The following is a 19,497-nucleotide window of genomic DNA, read 5'->3' on the forward strand; positions in this document are numbered from 1 at the left end:
TTAATGCTGCTTAATTTTAGGTTTAGTAAAATATGAAAGTTCTTCATTAAGCAACATCTACACCTTCAAGTTTTATACGCGGTATAGATCGCACTTTTCTTATTTTGTTTGGAGCAGCTTACTTCGTGAACTAGGTCAATTATTCTCGAAGCTAAATTCATGACCTTTGTTTCAAACTCCGAACGCAAGATGAATATCACCTCGACTTTGCACAAGTTTTCTGAGACAAAGTTGAGACGATATCATTTTTTTATTTTTATGTAAAAAAATGAGACAATTTATTTTCAAACAAAAACAGTAAGCCCGTTAAAGGGTGCTCACTGTTGAGATATCAAGCATTAGCGCAGATTTAATTTTTTATTCACTGATTTTTTACAGTCCCAAAAAATCCCGTAAAGAAGTCTTATTTTTTTAATTACTTACAAAATAAATGATACTTCTAGAATTTTGAATTGCTTAATTGACCCAGAGTTTAGTAGAATGAACCCGTGCAAGTTTACTGCAACTATATCTTGGGGGTAAGCAGAATGTTAAAATCATTTATTCCTTTTTTAGACAAAGAACGATACCTCACTGTACGTGTGTTTGAGATTTTTTCCATCAAGGCACGAAAGAAAATACTGTTTCCTTTTCTGAACTACAAAATAAACTGGCAGTCAGTTCTTATAAACTCCAACAGGTAATTTCAACTGCACAAAATATCTGTCAGCAAGTTACCGGCCTCAATCTGGAACAAACGTCCGCTAAAGAGCTGACCCTAACTGGACTAGACTCCCTTAAACTTAAAAAAATTATTTTGTACGAAGCACATCATTCCTTACGCTTCAAGATTTTTATTCATATCGCCTTACACCCGAAAGAATATTCAGATGCTGAATTTCAACAACAGCATGGTATCAGCCGTGCAACTTACTTTCGCATTAAAAGCTTATTACTAAATGAAATTAGTGCGGAAATCAAAGATAATATCACTCGTAGCGAAGCATACACTCGCTATTACATCTACAATGTTATCTACTATTTTTCTTATCTCGACTTTGTTGGTGATAGTTTTGAAAAAAAAGAACTAACTGCAAGTATCAATTACATCATCATGACTCTCAAACTCAGCCCGACAAATTTACAACGGAAACAACACCTTTATTTCGTGGTCGTTAATTACTGGCGTAGCAAAAATGGCCATAAAATGTCAGCCAACGACGAAAAATTTTTTATTACTTTTAAAAAGACACCACCTATTAGAAAATGCTTGAATCACTTAAATAAATTCTGGGCAAATTCTGAAATTGGTGCCGTTAGGATCTCAAATTCTGTCCTAACTTTTTTGATATCAATTGAAGAACTAAACGTTAATATGCTGCAAAGCCTACAAGATTATGACTTAGTCAATGAACTGACCCAGCGACAAATTGCGCTGATTGAACAAGTATTAGGTGAAAATTTCGCCCAACTCAATTTACTTTCTTTGACCGATAAATTATTAAAGGTTAACGCAAAAATGTTAGTCCCGTTTTACCTGGATACTTCTTATAACGACATGAAGAATTGGGATTTTTATGAAGATTCCTACTTGTCGATTGCCCGATTAGCCAAGCAACTCTTACAATGTCGCGCTAACTTTAAGTCTGTCCGACCAATGGGAGAAAACGAAGCTACTCAGCTCTATTATTCTTACCTATTCACCATTTTCTCTGAGATTCCCACCACAGCCTTTTCCGATCAAGTTCGCATCGCCGTTGATTTCTCTCAGGGAATCAAGTATACCGACTACATCAAGAAAAAGCTGTTGGAAATGGCTCTGCTAAATATCCAAATTGACAAATTTGTTAACCCTCGGACCGATATTTATTTGACCAACAATTTCGACCCCACTTTCAAAAACTACCAAATCGTCTGGGACCACCCACCGTTAACGAAAGAAATGGTTGATTTGCGTGAACTAATTGTCAAGGTCAAAAATGCTAAGTACAAAGGTGCTGACGAAAAAAATTAAATTATGGTGCTGATAGCGGTGATTGCTATCAGCACCATTTTTAATTACCGACAAAAAAATAGAGATGAAGCTTTCTCTTCATCTCCACTCACTATTATTTAAATTACCTTGATCAAACGCGCAATATTTTCCGCCACTTGTTCAATATCGTGTGCACTATCTGCAATAGCCCGTTTGAGAGGTTTAGCACCACTAGGCGTTGAAAAAACTGCGTCGATTGAATCAACGTGATACAAAGACTCAATCTGATCGCCAACATTCCCAGCTAAAACAATTACGGGCGCTGTTGGAGCAACGGACTTAGTCGCTAGGGCAACTCCATATGGTGTTTTGCCAAACTTAGTTTGATGATCAATACTACCTTCACCTGTAAACACAAAATCAGCATCCTGAGCTCGTTTTTTTAACTCGCTATATTCGACCACGAGATCGATTCCGCGCTCCATTTTAGCGTTGGTGAAGGCCAATAAACCAGCACCCAAACCACCAGCCGCACCACCACCAGGCACATCCTTGATCGTGATACCCAAATCTCTAGCAATAATCTCGGCGTAGTGGGTCAAATTACGATCTAACTGCGTGATCATTGCTGGGGTCGCCCCCTTTTGCGGACCGAAAATCGCACTAGCACCGTTTTCCCCAGTTAAAGGATTTGTAACATCAGATGCAATTAGAATCTCCACGTCCTTAATGCGCGGATCAAGTTCTCGAACATCGATTTTATCCAATTGGTCTAAAGCACCCCCACCAAAAGGCAACTCAGCACCCTGGACATCCAATAATTTAGCCCCGAGAGCCTGCGCCATTCCAGCCCCACCATCGTTAGTCGCGGACCCACCAAGTCCAAGAATTATTTTGTTAACGCCATAGTTCAGAGCACTTAAAATTAGTTGGCCCATCCCGTAAGTTGTAGTTTTCAACGGGTCATGGGTGTTTTCATCAACAAATTGCAGCCCACTCGCAGCGGACATTTCAATCACGGCAGTCTGACTATTTCCCAACAGGCCATAGCTTGCCGTGACTTGTTTCCCAAGTGGATCAGTGACCTGTTCTTGCACAAACTTACCCTTAGTTGCCTCAGTCAATGCTTGAACAGTTCCTTCTCCGCCATCAGCCATCGGTACTAACTCCATTTTTGCTGCCGGATAAATTTTCATGATTCCCTTTTTGATAGCAAGACTAACTTCCTTAGCGGTTAAACTTCCTTTAAATGAATCTGGAGCGATCACAAACTTCATCAAACTTCTCCTTTCAAAATTACTGAGAAAATCCTGATTTTTCTTCTCTATTTAATTAGTTAATTCATTCCACGTTTCACCTTTACATGAAAGATGCCAACCCAACTGTTGCGCAACTCCTTGATTCAATACTTTGGTCAGTAAAATAATAATCTCTGCGGCCTGCGGACGATCAGTTCGCTTAAAGTAAAAAATTAAGGTCGTCAACAAGATTGCAGCCGTGGTTTCCACCAAGAAATCCACTTCAAAGCTACTTTGGCCCTCGTTTTGACCGAGATGTGCTTTAATCATTTGATCCAAAATTTTTGTTAATTTATCCTTAAACGCTGGATCACCGTTCTTGCCCAACAGCACCCGGTAGTAATCCTGATATTCTTGATATAAGGCCATACAGTGTTGGACTGACAAAGAAATATCTTCCTCGGCAATGATTTTTTGGATTGCGGGTTGAGTTAAGTCCGGTAACAACAACTCCTCAAATTGGTCTAACAAATCATACATATCAGCGAAATAAGCATAAAAAGTACTCCGATTACAATCAGCAAGTCCAATGATTTCGCGTACAGTAATTTGATTAAACGCTTTTTCTTGGTACAGCTGCCAAAAAGCACGCAACATTTTCTGTTTAGTTTTAGTATTGTTTCTGAATTGCGGCAATTTTACATCAGTTCCTCTCTAGTATCATTACCCGACAAAAGCACTTGAATTGTTGGTTGTCGTTCCCGTCAAAATCAGTATAATTTTTAATCACCAGAACAGTTTGCGGTCTTGAGCTGCAAACTTTTGACAGCAACTATACTAATATTTCAACAAAGGAGTCAATAAATATGCAATTTATTATTTTAGCCGTGGTTGGATTAGTCATGGGAATTGCAACCGTCATTACTGGCGGGGGGGCCGGTGCTATCTACGTCAGTGTCTTAACGATTTTCTTCAATATTTCACCCGCAGTTGCCACCGCCACTTCACTAGCAACGATGTTTCCAACTGCCTCGGTCAGTACCTACTTGCACGCTCGTCTTTCCAACGTTAACTTTAAAATTGGTTGGACCATGTTAGGTTGGGGAACGATTGGTGCTTTGGTCGGTTCATATTTTTCTAAAGACATTCCAGATGCTCATTATAACACGTTGATTGGCCTAGTTATCATTGTCCTGACTGTCTTAATGATCATTAAAAAAAGAAAGCCAGCTGATCCAAACAGCCAAGCAGACGCAAGTAAAAGCAAAAAGTTTCTACAGGCCAGTTTCTTTGGTATTATCAGTGGACTGCTCTCAGGGTTAGTCGGGACGAGTGGGACCACCGCCATCATCGCGGGTCTCACCTTATTAGGCTGTACAACGATGCAAACAGTCGGAACTTCTGTTTTCGTATTGGCCGGGATTTCTTTAGTCGGTTTCTTGATGCGAGCAGGTGTCGGAACTGTTGACTGGCCGTTAGCTGGAGTCCTTGCTGGCAGTGCGATTGTTGGTGCAATCATCGGAACTTTATTACTCAAAAAATCCGTTGCCCGCCAACCAGCTGCTGGAAATAACAGCTTGATCGATGCAGTGATTATCCTGGGTAATTTAGCGATGGGAATCGCCTTACTCTTCAAGTAATTAGTAAAAGCAGTTCCTAATTTGCTTGAAACAGTTTTTCCAGTCATAAGTGTCTAATTTGCTTCCGTTGTTTTTCTAAAACAATGGGAGCATTTTTTGTTTGCGAACGTTGTTTTGGTAAAAGAACGTTTGAATCCCCAGTTGCGGACGTTGTTTAGGCGAAACAACGTTAGCATCTGCCATTCATGGTCTCATTTTTCCAAAACAGGACCAGCTATCTCGATTCATGGCCTTACTTTCCCAAAACAAGACCGGCTAGCTCGATTCATGGTCCTACTTTTCCAAAACAGGACCAGCTATCTCGATTCATGGTCTTACTTTCCCAAAACAGGACCAGCTATCTTGATTCATGGTCCTACTTTTCCAAAATGGGACCGGCTATCCACACACTGACCTCATTTAAAAAAATAACCTAAAAAATACCCCCTAACTATTTAACTTAACAGTTAGGGGGTATTTTTCAGTTATTCAGCAGATTCAAGATTCTTTTTCCAGAGACCCAAGATCACACCGGCAACGACCGCACCAACGATCACAGCCAAGAAGTAACCCCAGATGTTTGTTGCTAATGGTGCTACCCAGAAACCACCGTGCGGTGCAGGTACGCCGACCTTCAGAGCACCAACGATTGCTCCGGCAACTGCGGAACCAATCACACTTGATGGAATCACATGACCTGGATCAGATGTAGCAAATGGAATTGCCCCTTCGGTAATGAAGGAGAATCCAAGGACCCAGTTAGTTACACCAGCTTGACGTTCAGCCTTCGTAAACTTGTTCTTCCAGCCGAGTGTTGCAATCGCTGTGGCAAATGGTGGAACCATCCCACCAACCATCACGGAGGCCATCAACATTGCGGCTTCATGTGAGTTAGGGTCGTTCGCAAATGCACCAGCGGCAAAGACATAAGCAGCCTTATTGAAAGGACCACCCATATCAATTGACATCATCCCAGCGAGCAACAAGCACAAGATCACTGAGTTACCAGTTCCCAAGTTGTTCAAGAATTTTGTGATCCAAACATTGATGGTTGAGAAGATTGGGTTAACCACGAAGAACATGATCAAGGCAACCACTAATAAACCAACAATTGGGTAAATCAACATTGACTTCATCCCAGCAACTGACTGTGGCAACTTCTCACAGCTCTTCTCCAGCCACTTCATGAAGTAACCAGCAATGAACCCAGCGGCCAAACCACCCAAGAAACCACCAGCTGATTTAGCATCAGTCATGACGTTCGCGGTGTAAGCACCACCATAGGCACCAGTATAAACAGTTGCCATAAAGCCCCCGGCAAACCCAGGCATCAGCGCTGGTTGATCAGCAATAGCTTCGGCAATATAAGCAGCCAAAACAGGAACCATAAAGGCAAATGCCATGTTTCCGGCATTGTTCAAGAAAATAAAGGCTAATGATTTATCCCCACCAGCGTAGTTTTCTACGATAAAGGAAATTGCCATCAAGATCCCACCACCGATAACGAATGGCAACATGTGAGACACACCGTTCATCAACTGGCGGTAAATTCCACTCCAGCCAGTATCGCCGGTGTCAACGGAAGCTTCTTCACCATCGCTGTTTGAAGCATGGTAAGTCCCAACTTCGTCGTTTAAAATGGAGTTGATCAATGCTTCTGGATCCTTGATTGCGGCAGTAACAGCTTTGCTAGTCAGCTTTTTGCCATCAAAACGCCCCATTGAAACCTTCTTGTCGGCGGCAATGACAACCCCGGCAGCGCGGTCAATTTCAGCGGCACTTAATTTGTGCTTGGTCCCTTCAGAACCGTTAGTTTCAACTTTAATGTTGACGCCTAATTTGGCAGCAGCTTTTTTCAAATTATCTTCAGCCATATAAGTGTGGGCAATTCCGTTTGGACAGGCAGTGACCGCAACGATATACGGTTTGTCACTCTCAACGGCAGCTTGGTCCTGCTGGGCTTCTGCCTTTTCTTGCGCCTCATTTTCGGCTTGCTTTTTACCAACTGCATCGGCAAAAATTGCTTGAACTTTGTCGGGAGTATCAGCGTCATTCAAAGCTGAGACTACGGCTGGATCAAGCAAAACTTGCGACAAAGCAGCGAGAGCTTGCAAATGGGTGTTGTCTCCGCCTTCTGGAGCGGCGATCATAAAGAACAAATGCGCCGGCTGACCATCGAGCGAGTCATAATCGACCCCTTTGACACTGCGAGCAAACATGACGGCTGGTTTCTTAACAGCGGCGTCATGAGCGTGAGGAATAGCGATCCCATCACCCATCCCAGTGGAGTTCTCTGCTTCCCGGGCCAAAATATCTTTCTTATAGAGTTCTTCGTCATCAATGATTCCTTTTACGAAATAATTATGCACCATTTCATCTAAAACACCGGCTTTAGTGTCGGCTTTCAGGTCCATGATCATAATATCAGTTAATAATAACTCACGAATATCCATTGATTTAAACCTCCTTTTATTCTTTCCATTCAGTGATTTCAATTTGTGGTAATAATTCATCGATTTTCGTACGTGTTGCTAGGTCTTCTGAGAAGGTCGTGGCTGAACCACACGCTAAACCGTATTTAAAGGCTTCCTGTGGATCATTAGTATCAGCGAAAGTTCCAGTAAAACCAGCAATCATTGAATCACCGGCACCAACTGAGTTGATGACTGTCCCTTTTGGCGCTTTAGAGCGATAAACGTGGTCTTTTGTGACCATCAAACCACCATCGGCTGCCATCGAGACTAAGACGTGCTGAGCACCAAGCTCTAATAATTTACGTGCGTATTTGACAATATCTGCGATGCTGTTGAGTTCTACTCCAAATAATTCAGCTAACTCATGGTTATTAGGCTTAACAACTAACGGTTGTTCTGGCAAAGTCTTTAGTAGACTTTCCCCGGTCGTATCAATGACAAACTGGGCACCATGGGCACGAATAATCTTAATCAAATCTAAATAAAAATCATTGCTTAAACTAGGTACGAGGCTGCCGGCAAAAATGACCGTATCAGCCGGTGTCAGTTGCTCAAATTGTTGGGAAAATTCTGCCACTTCTGCGGCCGTAATTTTTGGTCCCTGACCATTGATCTCAGTTTCGGTCTGCGCCTTAATTTTGACGTTGATCCGGGTTTGGTCGTTGATCCGGGTAAATTTAGTTTGTAGTCCCAACTGCTGTAAAGCATCATCAACAAATTCGCCGGTAAAGCCGCCTAAGAAACCAAGCGCTGTATTTTCATGCCCCAGTTCCTTTAAGATGCGGGACACATTGATACCCTTGCCCCCCGGTAGTTTATTGTCATAATCCATTCGATTGACCTCGCCCAGCGTTAATTCTTTGAGCTGAACAATGTAATCAATTGCTGGATTGACAGTCACTGTATAAATCATGACATCTAGACCTCCAATATATTAGTCTGCCCACTGTATTTGTCGAAAACAGCACGCGATAGTTCAGTAGTGATGATCGTGACTTGCTCCAAATCAGCAACTTTCACAAAAGAAACAGCATCAAATTTGGTAGCGTCGGCTAAAACGAATGTTTCTTCTGCCTGAGCGAGTGCTGCTTGTTTGACAGCGGCTTCCTCTGGATCAGGAGTTGTCAAACCGTACTCATCATGCACACCATTGATGCCCAAGAAAACCTTGTTGAAACGGTAGTGCTGAATATCGTGCACTGTCTTCGTCCCAATGATTGCCTTAGTTGTGTTCTTTAGCATCCCGCCGACTAAAATCGTGCGGATTGCCTGGTCAGCCAACTGTGCCGCATGCATGACACTGTTTGTCACAACCGTCAAATGTTGGCTAGGCTGCAAATAATGCACCAGCGCCAAAGTCGAAGTTCCAGCATCCAGAAAAATCACATCTTCACGTGCAATCTTGGCCGCTGCCACCTGTGCGATTCGTTCCTTAGCGGAAACATTTTGTGTCGCCTTACCAGTCATATCCAGTTCACGCTGCAGATCATGTTTGGCCTTGGCTCCGCCGTGGATTCGAACGAGTGATCCCTGCTCTTCTAAAATCTGCAAATCGCGTCTGGCTGAAGAAGCAGAACAACCTGTTTGCCGGCAAATGTCTTTTAATTTCACGACTTGCCGTTGCGCTAACATCTCAAGAATCAGTTGTTGTCTTTGCTCTGCAAGCACTTCCATCACCTCCCGCAATTATCTTAACAAATCATTCTTCAAAAATCAATCACAATCAGTCAAAAAGTTTCAATTTATGCCATATTTTTTGATTTTAGGTGTTTTTAGAGCACTTACATGACGCAATTTTTGTTAAAACGGTCAAAATCTTCCACTTACTAGTTCAAATTTGGGTCAAACGAGCAGTCTGCCCCTCCATTTTTCAAGAGTTTTTTGCAACAAAAAAAGGCTAGCAATTACTAGCCTTTTTAGTCGAGCTCCGTGAAACAAAAAGTTCCGCTTATCCAAACGCAGGGTCCAATGCCAAAAGCGCATTAGACCCTGCGTTCCGATAATGCTCACTTTCTACCCGTTTCACTCCGCTTTGTTATTTTTTTGATCCTGATATTTCTTCACCATTGGTAAAATAACACCCAATGCTACTAAGACTAGTGGAGTCACAATGTTTAAGGTCAGCGCAAACGGGTCAGTCGAGTAAATTCCCAGCAAGCAGCAGGCTGCCGTGATGAGGAAACACCAAGTGCCAAAGAAATAGGCGATTCCCTGGTGCTTAGCAAAAACATAGTCGGACTGATACTTATCGTGTGCCTTGCGCAAAGCAATGTACGCCGCAAACACCCAAAGATAACGCAATGGCATCATGGTCGAATTGAGTTTGATCAACTGCGACATGACTTTGGCTGCACCTGGTACCAATGACTGTGACAAGATGATCGCACCCGACAAAATTCCAACCATCTTAATTCCGTTCACATAAGCACCGTACTTGTTCTTCTTCAACAGACCTGCCGGGATAAATTCTTTGGCTTCCTTACTGCCTAATAAGATTCGCAATGGTGCGTCAATACTTAGGCACAAGGTTGAAAATTGGCCGATCACATTAGTAATGGCATAGATCACCAATAAAGTATTTCCCAGGTGATAATAGTTGCCCAACTTTTGGAAGGCCCAGTAATCACCGTTCGCGATATAGCTATCAAAATTATTCTTAACATCGTTCGGATCGAACATCATTGCCATCGCGATCGTTCCCAAAATAGCGGAAACCATCACCATGATTGCCAACGCGATCATCGCTTTCGGGAAGTTTTTGGATGGATGCTTCAACTTATTAACATAAGGTGAAATCTTCTCACACCCGCCGACCGCAAAAACCAGGATCGACAGCGAGGTAAAGTAGTTCACATTAAAGTTTGGCACGAGATTTTTCCAACTCAGGTCAATCGAATGAAAACTCACGGCCGGATTAATTGCAGGGGCAGCAAACATCATCAAGATGTACAAAAGCGACATCACAAAGGTCGCACTACCAGCTAGTGTTGCTAACGTTTCGAGCACAGTCAGTCCGTGAGCTGCCAACCAACAGAAGAAAACGAACAAGAAAAATGTCACTAGTTGAATCACGAAAGTACTCGTCTGGTCAAATTTAGTGACATTTTGAAAAATTGCCCAGGTCATCGCCCGCAAGCCACCAGTTCCTTTCCCAGCGATATAAGCGACGTGACACGCCCAATACGTCCAACCGGCGTAATAGGCCTACTTCGCTCCCATTGTTTCGTTGACCCAGGAACTGACACCACCACCGGCGTCTTTAAAAGTCGAGCCCAACTCCCCAACGATCAAAGCGTAAGGAACAAAGTACAGAGCAAACATTAAGACCCAAGAGAAGACAACTTTGATACCACCAAAGTACATGTAGCCATTAACGACGTTGCCAAAGCCCCACACAGTAGAAAAGGCCATCAAGGCTAAGGTCGACCAGGTCATTTTCTTTTTGTTTTGTGTTGCAAGATCATCCATAAGATCCCTTCTTTCTCAAAATAACGGAGCAGAGCAAACCAGGAACTTTTGAGCATTATCAGAAACTAACCTTTAATGCACACTGGCATTGAAGGTTAGTTTTAGCTTAAATAAGCGGAAAAAGTTGGTTTGAACAGCTCGACTACGATTACAGTCCTAGCAACTTTAACCTCGTAACTTGCTAGGATAAAAAGTAAAAAAGTGCAAAAAATTAGCAATATCACAATTAATTATAACCTATCTCAACAGTCTTACACTTTTATGAGCAATCCATCATGTAATTCTTAAACACTAGCAATATTCAAATTTCTGAATTCATTTTGCTGTGTTTCTTCCTACTTTTAAACACAAAAACACAATTCGAATTTTTTAGCTTGAAATTTCGAATTGTGTTTTTATTCAAGTTACACTGCTTAATGAAATTCCAGTCCAATCCTCAGTACGTATGAACTCAATTGTGAGGCACCTTTTATTTCTAAAAAACAGGCTTTGATTAACGTCTTTTGGTTTTATGCAAAGCTTTTTCCTTTATAATAACTAGCACAAACCTTACCCTGGCGTGCAACAAATTCTGCACTGCATGAGCTGTCAACTAAAGTAAAACTAGCATCCATCCCTGGTTTTAACCAAAGACCATCTGCGACAATTGGCTTTTGCCCAGTCACTAGTGCTAGACTGTCTGTCAAACCATCTTGTGTTTGGATCCCAAAAATTTCAATATACCGGTTCAACTTCTCCAAGACATTCCCGTTCCCTAGAGATGACCAGGAATCATAAACATTATCACACCCTAGAGCCACTCGCACCCCAGCATGACGTAACTCCTCCAGCGGTGGGATAGCTCCGTCTAAAGGAACACTTGAGAAAACAGCGATTTTGTTTTCTGACAATTGTTGGAAAAATTCTTGCCGTTCTTGACCAGAAAAATCATTTAACCCAAAGGCGTGGCTAATTGTTACTTTTCCTTGCCAGTGATTATTCTTAGTTTCTTTAAGGATCTCATAAAAAGTTTGCTTACCTTGAGTTCCTCTCTCATGTAAATGGAGGTCGATCCGCGCATTATGGGTCGTTGCCAATTCAAAAGTTTGTTGTAAGGACTTAACTGCATCACCGTCCAAGGCATTCGGATCAACACCCCCAACTAAACTAGCACCATTTTCTAAAGCTGTCTTAACATCCTGGTATGCCTGCGAACATAAAAGACCATGCTGTGGGAAGGCAACTAGCTCATAGCCAAACTCGCCTTGATACTCCTGTAGAGTTGCCAAAGTTTGTTGTAGATATCTTTGACCGACCTTAGGATGAACATCGATGTGCGACCGAAAGAAAGTCACTCCATGCTGGCGTTCAAGTTCGATTAGGTTCTGCATTCTTTCAGATAAAGTAAGTGGTGCCTGATCAAGCTGAGGAATTTCATTCTCAAAACGCTCAACGATCGAAGTCGCAGGAGTAGTTGGCTGCCAAGCTAACCCAAGCTTACTTTTATCAAAATGACAGTGCATTTCTCTAATTGCTGGAATAATCAGTTTTCCGTGGCCATTCTCAACAACCAGCCCATTAAAATCATGACCATGCGGGCGAATCTTGGTAACACGACCATCCTCAATTAAAATGTCAACATTTTCAGTTTTAGTTCCTGAAACAAAGTCCCCCTGCTGCTTATAACCTGTCTCAATTTGTACATTTTTCAACCATTTCTTCAAAATCAAAATCCTCCTCACAGTTACATCCACTAATGTTCAAAAAGGTCTTTATTTCTTAATAATCTGACAAACTCCGTAAATTTTCTTATTAGCTCCATAAAAGATTAAAAACCTTAATTCCATGTTCCAAGTAGGGCAGGATCTTAATCTGTCCACAAGCTAAACACCCAACTCACTAACTCAGTCAAAAGCTGCTTGAATGTCCGCAGCGACTAAAGTAATATGCTTGCCACAATTTATCCTGCAGTTTCCTCTTGCAATTACCAGCTTTCCAAAACAAAAGAAGCTAATTGATAAAAAGTAACTCTAACACCATATGCTGTAGCCGTTAAATAACAAACTATCATCCTTTCTTTTAAAATTTGAATCCTAGCACTATCAATACACCTTTCTCAGTTAATACGTGTTAATAATTCCACATTATCATTTTTATCCTCGATAGCAAAGCCAACCCTCTCCATTCTCACCCAGATTTTTCTCTACTTACTAAAAACAGCTATTTTATCAATGAATTAAGCAGGTGCTCAATTTTGTCTATGTTATGCATGGCCCTAGAAATAACACAAATCATCAAGATAACAAATACGTTTCAGAAGTAATGCTTTTGAATTTTGTAACGATTTATAAAAAGTTATTTGTATGCTACGGACGGTAAGCTAACCGTCTTTAACTCTAAAACACGATGCATTAAATTTTTATGATCTAATTAGACCAAAAATAACGTCATAATGTGCACGTTCAGTCCTCATTATGACGTTATTTATTTTTAGTTATTTTAACTGTAAAGTTTCATTAAACTGCTATTTCGCTAGTTTAACTATTTTACTCCTGTACCGTTATTCTCTAAATCTTCTTTACGCAGTTCACGTCTGCGTAGCCATGGCATTACAAATCCTAATCCAAATAAAACAAAAATCGTAATGACATTCAAAATTAGTTGGTGCGTAAAGGCGTGCGTTCCAAACTTAACTTCTTGGGGAATGAATCCAAGCGTCGCACAAACAAATGTGAACGCCAAACACCAACCACCTACCAAAAGTGCGCCGAGTTTATTTTTAATGAAAACATAGTCCGAATGGAATTTTTTATCCTGCCAGCGCACTGCAACGAAGGCAAAAAAGACCCAACATGTCTTATAAGGGGAGACGATTCCATTAATATTCAACAGCCAATTATAAATCGTGTTAATATCTGGCAAAGTTCCCGTTAAAAGTAATAAAAACAAACTCAGTCCAGTGGTCATTAAGTATGAATTAACTGGCCGGCCATTTTTATTTTTCTTAGTGACCCACTTAGGCATAAAGTTATCGGCAACATCCCCGGCAAAAACTCGACTAGTTGCGTCCAACAGGACCGCTAATTGTGCCATCATGAAAATAGCCTGTACCACTGCAAAAATGTACATCAAAATTTTGCCCCAGCCAAGTTGTGCACCGAGTAATGAGAACGCGTAATAAGGACCGTTCATCTTAAAGTCGTGTGGAATTTTGTTAGCATTAAAGAAGACAGCTAATGATAAGGTTCCAAAAATCGTCAAAAATGCTGTCATAATAGCTAACAACCACATCGCCTTCGGAAATTCATGCTTTGGATCACGCATCCGCACGACATAGGGAGCCGCCAATTCTGCACCAGACATAGCAAAAATTAATAAACCAGTCGTTGAAAAGTATTTTAACGAAAAATTAGGCATAAATGAGTGCCAGTTAAAAGGTTGAGTTGCAATATGAACTCCGTGAGTTAGCGCATATCCTGCCAAAAGGACAAACAAGGCGGACATCACAAACATTGCTCCGCCACCAATCAGCGACAAGATTTCCAGAGAATTTTTAATCGCATTTTCCAGTAAAATGAACAGTAAAATCAGGCCAAAAGTTAATAGTCCAAACCAAAATGGAGACATTCTTTGCCCTAAAGAGCTATCCCCCAAGATCATCCAGCTAAACGAAACGATCACTGAGTTGGAAACATCCACAATATAAGGGACGCTTTGGACCCAATACATCCATGAGGTCACGTAACCTAAGGTATCGTTAGTGCTCCGGCAGACCCAAGAGGCTAAACCGCCGTCTTGGTTATCAAAAGTCAAGCTCATTTGACTAGCGATCATTTCATAGGGAATGACATAGGCAAATAAAAGAAAAATCCACGAGATGACGACGGAAAGTCCTTGATTTTGAAAAGGATAGAAAATGTTTTCAAAACTAATGATTGTGACAAAGTCTAATAGCGCAATAACCATCCAATTCATATAGTGTTTATTCGGTTGTAATTCGTTCATAATTGATAATTTGCTCCTTAATTATTTGGTTGTTATCGGTTAATGATCACCAAATATTCGGCAGCTTATGAACAGTGCTAAGAAAAGACATTATTTTTCCTCGTTTGATATGTAGTTTGGCTCACACTTTGAAATAATTCAGGTTGCCTGAAAACAAATTTGCTCAGGCAACAGCAACAGTACACTCTTGCTTACGACTACTTCTTTTCAAATATGTAGAATAAAACTTGATTAAGGACCTACTATCGTGCTAAAAATTAGTAGATAGCAATCATAATATTATAAACCTTGCTAACTATTTTTTACAGAAATTCTTAAAAATATTGAAAGAATGTGCAAAAATGAAAATTTTAAAAATTGCTGCTCCTAAAACCCTAAGCAACTGCCTACCTTCCCAGTGGGAAAGAGTCGAGCCAAGATTTAAATCCAGCCGAATTAGCGGCAGCGGTGACCTTTGAACACGACGATCTTACCCAACGCATTTTGCAAGACTTACAGCAAAACTCAGGTTTAAATTTTCCAATTATTCAAGTGAGCGCACCTTACAACGCTAAGGCCATTCAATCTCAAGTAACTGCCGCTGCCCAACAGTACGAACAACAAACTGTCCCGGGCTTTTTGAGTGATCTAGTTGCATTTGCTGAAGAAAAACCGTTAAGTTTCACAACTCCCGGTCATCATAACGGCCAGTATTATGAAAAACATCCAGCCGGTGTGGTTTTCAACCGTTTCTTTGGTGAAAACATGTTAACCGCTGACACTAGCGATACGGTCGCTGAACTAGGTGATACCATGACGCATACTGGTACCCCGCTCACCGCACAACAGGTCGCTGCCAAAGCTTATCATGCTGATAAAGTTTACTTCTGTACTAATGGAACAACCAGTGCCAATACCATTTGCGCTAGTGCCCTCCTAACACCGGGAGACTTGGTTTTATTTGACCGGAACAATCATAAGTCTTTATATAATAGTGCCCTAGTCACAAGCGGTGCTGTCCCAGTCTACATCCGGACTGACCGTAATCCATTAGGTTTAATTGGAGCGATGGATCCTGCAGATTTAACTGAAGAAAACTTAAGAGAACAAATCAGAAAAGTGGCTCCTGAAAAAGCAGATGCTAAACGTCCCTTCCGGTTAGCCGTCGTTCAATCTGAAACCTACGATGGCGTTTTTTATAGTGCACAATGGATCATTGATAAGATCGGTCCGCTCTGTGACTATCTCCTTTTCGATTGTGCCTGGGGCGGTTATGAACAATTTAGTCCGTTGTTAAATGACTTATCACCACTCAGTCACACCTACGGCTCAGATGATCCTGGGATCTTAGTCACACAGTCCATTCATAAGCAACAAGCTGGGATGGGTCAAACTTCGCAAATTTTGAAAAAAGACAGCCATTTAAAAGGCCAAGCCCGTTACGTTGACCACAAACACTTTAACAATGCTTATTTGAAATACGTAACCTCTAGTTATTCTTATCCTGTCTATGCTTCATTAACCGCCAATGCTTATTTAGCAGCCAGCCCTGGTGTCACTAAGTGGTGGAAGGACCTGTTAGTACTTAGTATTGAATTTCGTAAGGAACTGCTTCAACACTCGAAATTATTCAAACCACTGGTTCCTTTAACCTATGAAGGTACCCCTTGGCAAGAGCTACCGACAGAACAATTAGCTAGCCAGCCAAAGTATTGGCAGCTTGATCCAAACGCTCACTGGCATGGTTTCAATCACACTGCAGTTGGTGAAGCAGTCCTCGACCCGTTTAAACTAACTATTGTCACACCTGGGATCGACATCGCTAATGAGCGTTACTTAGAAAGTGGTATTCCAGGAGCCGTTGTTGCGGAATTCTTAATGGAGAAACGCATTATCCGCGGAAAAGATGATTTAAATTCATTGTTGTTCTTACTAACACCAGGCGATTCAGTAGAAGACTTAAACACCCTACTGGATGCTTTATTGGAATTCGAAGCCGATTATCTGGCGGACGTCTCTTTGCAAGTAGCTCTGCCAGCGCTCTATCAAAAATACAGCCAGCGTTATCACGGCTATACTTTACGGCAACTTTGCCAAGAAATGCATGACTATTATCGAAAAAATGACACTTTCCATTTACAAAAAGCTTTATTTGCCAAGAAAGGTTTACAAGATTACACTGAAACTCCTTGGCAGGCAGACTTAAAATTCAAACGCAATCAAAACGAACTCTGTGATTTAAATCAAATCGTTGGTAAAATTGCTTTAGAAGGTGCTTTACCTTACCCACCAGGTGTCTTCATTGTTGCACCTGGCGAAAAATGGCAAAGGATCGACCAACAATATTTCCAAGTCCTTGTCGGTGCCATGGAAAAATTTGCCGGCTTCATTCCTGAAATTCAAGGTGTTTACTACCGGCAAGATGAAAACGGACATTATCACGTCCAAGGCGAAGTAGAAAAAATGTAACAATCGTTTCCGAAGTAGTGCTTGATTGATAACACAAGAAAAAAATGCAAGATAAACTTGACAAAATGATGGTCAAAGATCTTTCAGACAACAATCATAATCATAAATTAGAAAAACTCTAAATAGTTACAAACACTTAAGACGTCAAATGTTATTGACACTTAATGTCTTAAGTGTTTTACTTTATATGTAAAACATATTTTACTTATTATGTGAGGTATAGAATATGAAAAACAGCATTAAGCGAAGAAGAAAGGTACTAAAGCTTTCTCAAGAAGAGTTAGCCCAACTAACCAAAGTCACTCGGCAAACAATCAATGCGATTGAGAATGATAAGTATGATCCTTCTTTGATTTTAGCTTTTAAACTTGCGCACCAGCTCCACACGACCGTTAACGCTTTATTTGACTATCAAGAAAATGAGGAGGATTTAAAATGAGTGTTACTAAAAAATAGTTCGTTTTAGCTTTTGGATGAATGTCTTATGGCAAGCAGGACTTCTTTTAACTGTAGTCTTTGTAGTTGAAAAATGGTATGCTTGGGCTCTAATTATTATTTTACTATCAGTTGCCATTATCTTTTTTGAAACTACATTTATGTCAAAAAAATACCACGTAACACCAACCAAAGCATCTGATGTACTTTATTTTGCCAAAGATGAACGAGACCAACAAATTGCTTTAAAAGTTCACAGTGCGATACTAGCAACTCTCACTAACCTTATTATGCTTGCTTTTATTTTGCTTATTTTTTCTTTGATTACACATTTTTCTCTTACAACTAAAATTTTCTGGTCTATTGGCTGGTTAAGTTTAGCTTTCTTTATTCCAAATATCCAGTACTACATTCTTTGGAATAAGTATGACGCAGATTAAACACATTAATACAGTTGTCTATCTACCTGCAGCCCTTTTGAAAGTGACGGTTATTATCATGAAAAAGAAAATTAAAGGTGGTATCGATGCTCCCTTAGTACCACTTAGTTACCTTGTAGTGGGCTTTTTAAGCCTGTTGATCTATTTTTATAATCGCCCTTACCCCTTTGCTTGGATGACAGTCGTGTACGGTCTATCCATGATTGGCGGTGGAATTATTTTTTTACATACTTCACTGCGGGGAAAATATCTGATTTGGGATAAGATCATAGCTAGTTTAACTATCCCACAAGATGCCCACATTTTAGATCTAGGTTGCGGGCATGGTGCTGTTCTAATTAAATTTGCGCAAAAAATTATCGCTCCAGGTAGGGTAACCGGCGTTGACTTATGGCACAGTTCAGATCAATCCCATAATAGCGAAAATGAGACCAAGAAAAATCTTGCATTATTAGGTCTAACTAACAAAACGGAATTACTGACCGCTGATATGAGTAACCTGCCTCTAACCGACAACAGTTTCGATCTTGTTGTTTCTAGCTTAGCGTTTCACAATATCAAACCGCAGCAAAAACGAGAACAAGCTCTCCGGGAAGCCTGTCGCGTTTTGAAAGCCGAGGGGACATTGGTCATCGTTGACACTGGCAATAACCTAAAAGAATATCGGCGGCTCTTAAAAGAAGAACACTTTACCAACATTCACACAGCTAAGGCTGGCTTCAACGGTTGGTGGACAGGCCCTTGGATGAGCACTTCAATTGTTCAAGCTGTCAAAGAATAGTTGCTAAAGCAAGCTAATTTGGTAATGGCCTCCCCCTTATAACGGCAGCTAAATTCTGGTAGTTAAGCGTTAGGAAAGGCGGTTTTCATATTGACTAAGTTAATTATTTTACGTGGTAATTCGGGCAGTGGCAAAACTACGACTGCCCGCCTACTGCGGCAAGCTCTAGCACCTAAAACCACAATGCTGGTTTCTCAAGATCTTATCCGTCTAGAAATCCTAAACGTTAAGGACTTTCCAGAGAATCCCAGTGTTCAGCTTATTTCACAAATTTGTAAATTTGGGAAAAATAGGTCCGATTACGTCATCTTAGAAGGAATTTTAGACCGGGAAAAATACCAAACGATGCTTTCTGACCTTCTGGAATTTTTTGACAATAACACCCTAGTCTACTACTTTGACATCTCTTTTTCGGAGACACTTAAACGTAACGACCAGCACGCTGCTGACCATCGTTTTAGTAAGGAACTACTGGAAAAATGGTGGTTAGACAAAGACTTTTTAGCCGTTTCCAGCGAACACCAGCTTGCCGAAGATTTGACTCAAAAAGAAATCATTCAACAGATTTTAATAGATTTGCGAAAAAATAGTAAATTTCTACCACACCATTCACCCAAATGAAAGGAGCATGAATTACATGGAAAAATGTCCTTTTT

Annotated in this window: 14 protein-coding genes and 1 pseudogene; 7 read left to right on the plus strand and 8 right to left on the minus strand. The window is 40.9% G+C overall.

The window, feature by feature from the left end; translation table 11 throughout:
• Positions 1–796: 796 nt before the first annotated feature.
• Positions 797–1,993, plus strand: a complete 1,197-nt coding sequence (locus tag LPAF129_RS03680; RefSeq protein ID WP_244054812.1) for a hypothetical protein — start codon at positions 797–799, stop codon at positions 1,991–1,993.
• A 98-nt stretch (positions 1,994–2,091) separates the two neighbouring features.
• Here the strand turns inward: LPAF129_RS03680 and LPAF129_RS03685 are convergent, their stop codons facing one another.
• Together LPAF129_RS03685 and LPAF129_RS03690 are read right to left on the minus strand one after the other, a co-directional pair.
• Entirely contained in the window at positions 2,092–3,231 is a 1,140-nt protein-coding gene (locus tag LPAF129_RS03685) for a glycerate kinase family protein (RefSeq protein WP_244054813.1), read from the minus strand.
• Between the two features lie 51 nt (positions 3,232–3,282).
• Complete coding sequence (locus tag LPAF129_RS03690; protein ID WP_244054814.1) at positions 3,283–3,888, minus strand: TetR/AcrR family transcriptional regulator; 606 nt, start codon at positions 3,886–3,888, stop codon at positions 3,283–3,285.
• A 170-nt stretch (positions 3,889–4,058) separates the two neighbouring features.
• On the opposite strand from LPAF129_RS03690, the gene LPAF129_RS03695 reads away from it, so the two are divergent.
• Positions 4,059–4,832, plus strand: a complete 774-nt coding sequence (locus tag LPAF129_RS03695) for a sulfite exporter TauE/SafE family protein (protein ID WP_244054815.1) — start codon at positions 4,059–4,061, stop codon at positions 4,830–4,832.
• A 464-nt stretch (positions 4,833–5,296) separates the two neighbouring features.
• Here LPAF129_RS03695 and LPAF129_RS03700 read toward each other — a convergent pair whose 3' ends face one another.
• From LPAF129_RS03700 to LPAF129_RS03725, 6 genes and pseudogenes are all read right to left on the minus strand, one after another.
• Complete coding sequence (locus LPAF129_RS03700) at positions 5,297–7,264, minus strand: PTS fructose transporter subunit IIABC (RefSeq protein ID WP_244054816.1); 1,968 nt, start codon at positions 7,262–7,264, stop codon at positions 5,297–5,299.
• A gap of 16 nt (positions 7,265–7,280) precedes the next feature.
• Complete coding sequence (gene pfkB / locus LPAF129_RS03705; RefSeq protein ID WP_244054817.1) at positions 7,281–8,198, minus strand: 1-phosphofructokinase; 918 nt, start codon at positions 8,196–8,198, stop codon at positions 7,281–7,283.
• A gap of 5 nt (positions 8,199–8,203) precedes the next feature.
• A complete protein-coding gene (locus tag LPAF129_RS03710) occupies positions 8,204–8,953 on the minus strand; it encodes a DeoR/GlpR family DNA-binding transcription regulator (RefSeq protein ID WP_309296496.1) in 750 nt (249 codons plus the stop codon).
• 354 nt (positions 8,954–9,307) lie between these two features.
• Positions 9,308–10,753: pseudogene (locus LPAF129_RS03715) on the minus strand (APC family permease).
• Between the two features lie 509 nt (positions 10,754–11,262).
• Entirely contained in the window at positions 11,263–12,456 is a 1,194-nt protein-coding gene (locus LPAF129_RS03720; RefSeq protein ID WP_244054818.1) for an amidohydrolase family protein, read from the minus strand.
• Positions 12,457–13,273: 817 nt separating this feature from the next.
• Complete coding sequence (locus tag LPAF129_RS03725) at positions 13,274–14,737, minus strand: APC family permease (protein ID WP_244054819.1); 1,464 nt, start codon at positions 14,735–14,737, stop codon at positions 13,274–13,276.
• 447 nt (positions 14,738–15,184) lie between these two features.
• Here LPAF129_RS03725 and LPAF129_RS03730 point away from each other — a divergent pair, with 447 nt between their 5' ends.
• From LPAF129_RS03730 to LPAF129_RS03750, 5 genes are all read left to right on the plus strand, one after another.
• Positions 15,185–17,185, plus strand: coding sequence for a putative ornithine decarboxylase (locus LPAF129_RS03730; protein WP_244054820.1), 2,001 nt, complete (start codon positions 15,185–15,187; stop codon positions 17,183–17,185).
• A 226-nt stretch (positions 17,186–17,411) separates the two neighbouring features.
• The gene (locus LPAF129_RS03735) at positions 17,412–17,624 is read left to right on the plus strand and encodes a helix-turn-helix transcriptional regulator (RefSeq protein WP_244054821.1); all 213 of its coding nucleotides are present in this window, start codon (positions 17,412–17,414) and stop codon (positions 17,622–17,624) included.
• 34 nt (positions 17,625–17,658) lie between these two features.
• A complete protein-coding gene (locus LPAF129_RS03740) occupies positions 17,659–18,060 on the plus strand; it encodes a hypothetical protein (protein ID WP_244054822.1) in 402 nt (133 codons plus the stop codon).
• On the plus strand, positions 18,047–18,841 hold the full coding sequence (locus tag LPAF129_RS03745) for a class I SAM-dependent methyltransferase (RefSeq protein WP_244054823.1): 795 nt from the start codon (positions 18,047–18,049) through the stop codon (positions 18,839–18,841). Before LPAF129_RS03740 ends, LPAF129_RS03745 begins: the two co-directional genes overlap by 14 nt.
• A gap of 90 nt (positions 18,842–18,931) precedes the next feature.
• Positions 18,932–19,462 (plus strand): P-loop NTPase family protein, encoded by a 531-nt coding sequence (locus tag LPAF129_RS03750; protein ID WP_244054824.1) that lies wholly within the window; start codon positions 18,932–18,934, stop codon positions 19,460–19,462.
• Positions 19,463–19,497 lie beyond the last annotated feature (35 nt).

The organism is Ligilactobacillus pabuli (assembly GCF_022836475.1).
GTDB classification, from domain to species: domain Bacteria; phylum Bacillota; class Bacilli; order Lactobacillales; family Lactobacillaceae; genus Ligilactobacillus; species Ligilactobacillus pabuli.

Coding starts and splice junctions, on each gene's coding strand:
- LPAF129_RS03685 (WP_244054813.1), bottom strand. CDS start 3,231: ATGAAGTTTGTGATCGCTCCAGATTCATTTAAAGGAAGTTTAACCGCT.
- LPAF129_RS03695 (WP_244054815.1), top strand. CDS start 4,059: ATGCAATTTATTATTTTAGCCGTGGTTGGATTAGTCATGGGAATTGCA.
- LPAF129_RS03700 (WP_244054816.1), bottom strand. CDS start 7,264: ATGGATATTCGTGAGTTATTATTAACTGATATTATGATCATGGACCTG.
- pfkB (WP_244054817.1), bottom strand. CDS start 8,198: ATGATTTATACAGTGACTGTCAATCCAGCAATTGATTACATTGTTCAG.
- LPAF129_RS03725 (WP_244054819.1), bottom strand. CDS start 14,737: ATGAACGAATTACAACCGAATAAACACTATATGAATTGGATGGTTATT.
- LPAF129_RS03735 (WP_244054821.1), top strand. CDS start 17,412: ATGAAAAACAGCATTAAGCGAAGAAGAAAGGTACTAAAGCTTTCTCAA.
- LPAF129_RS03740 (WP_244054822.1), top strand. CDS start 17,659: ATGAATGTCTTATGGCAAGCAGGACTTCTTTTAACTGTAGTCTTTGTA.
- LPAF129_RS03745 (WP_244054823.1), top strand. CDS start 18,047: ATGACGCAGATTAAACACATTAATACAGTTGTCTATCTACCTGCAGCC.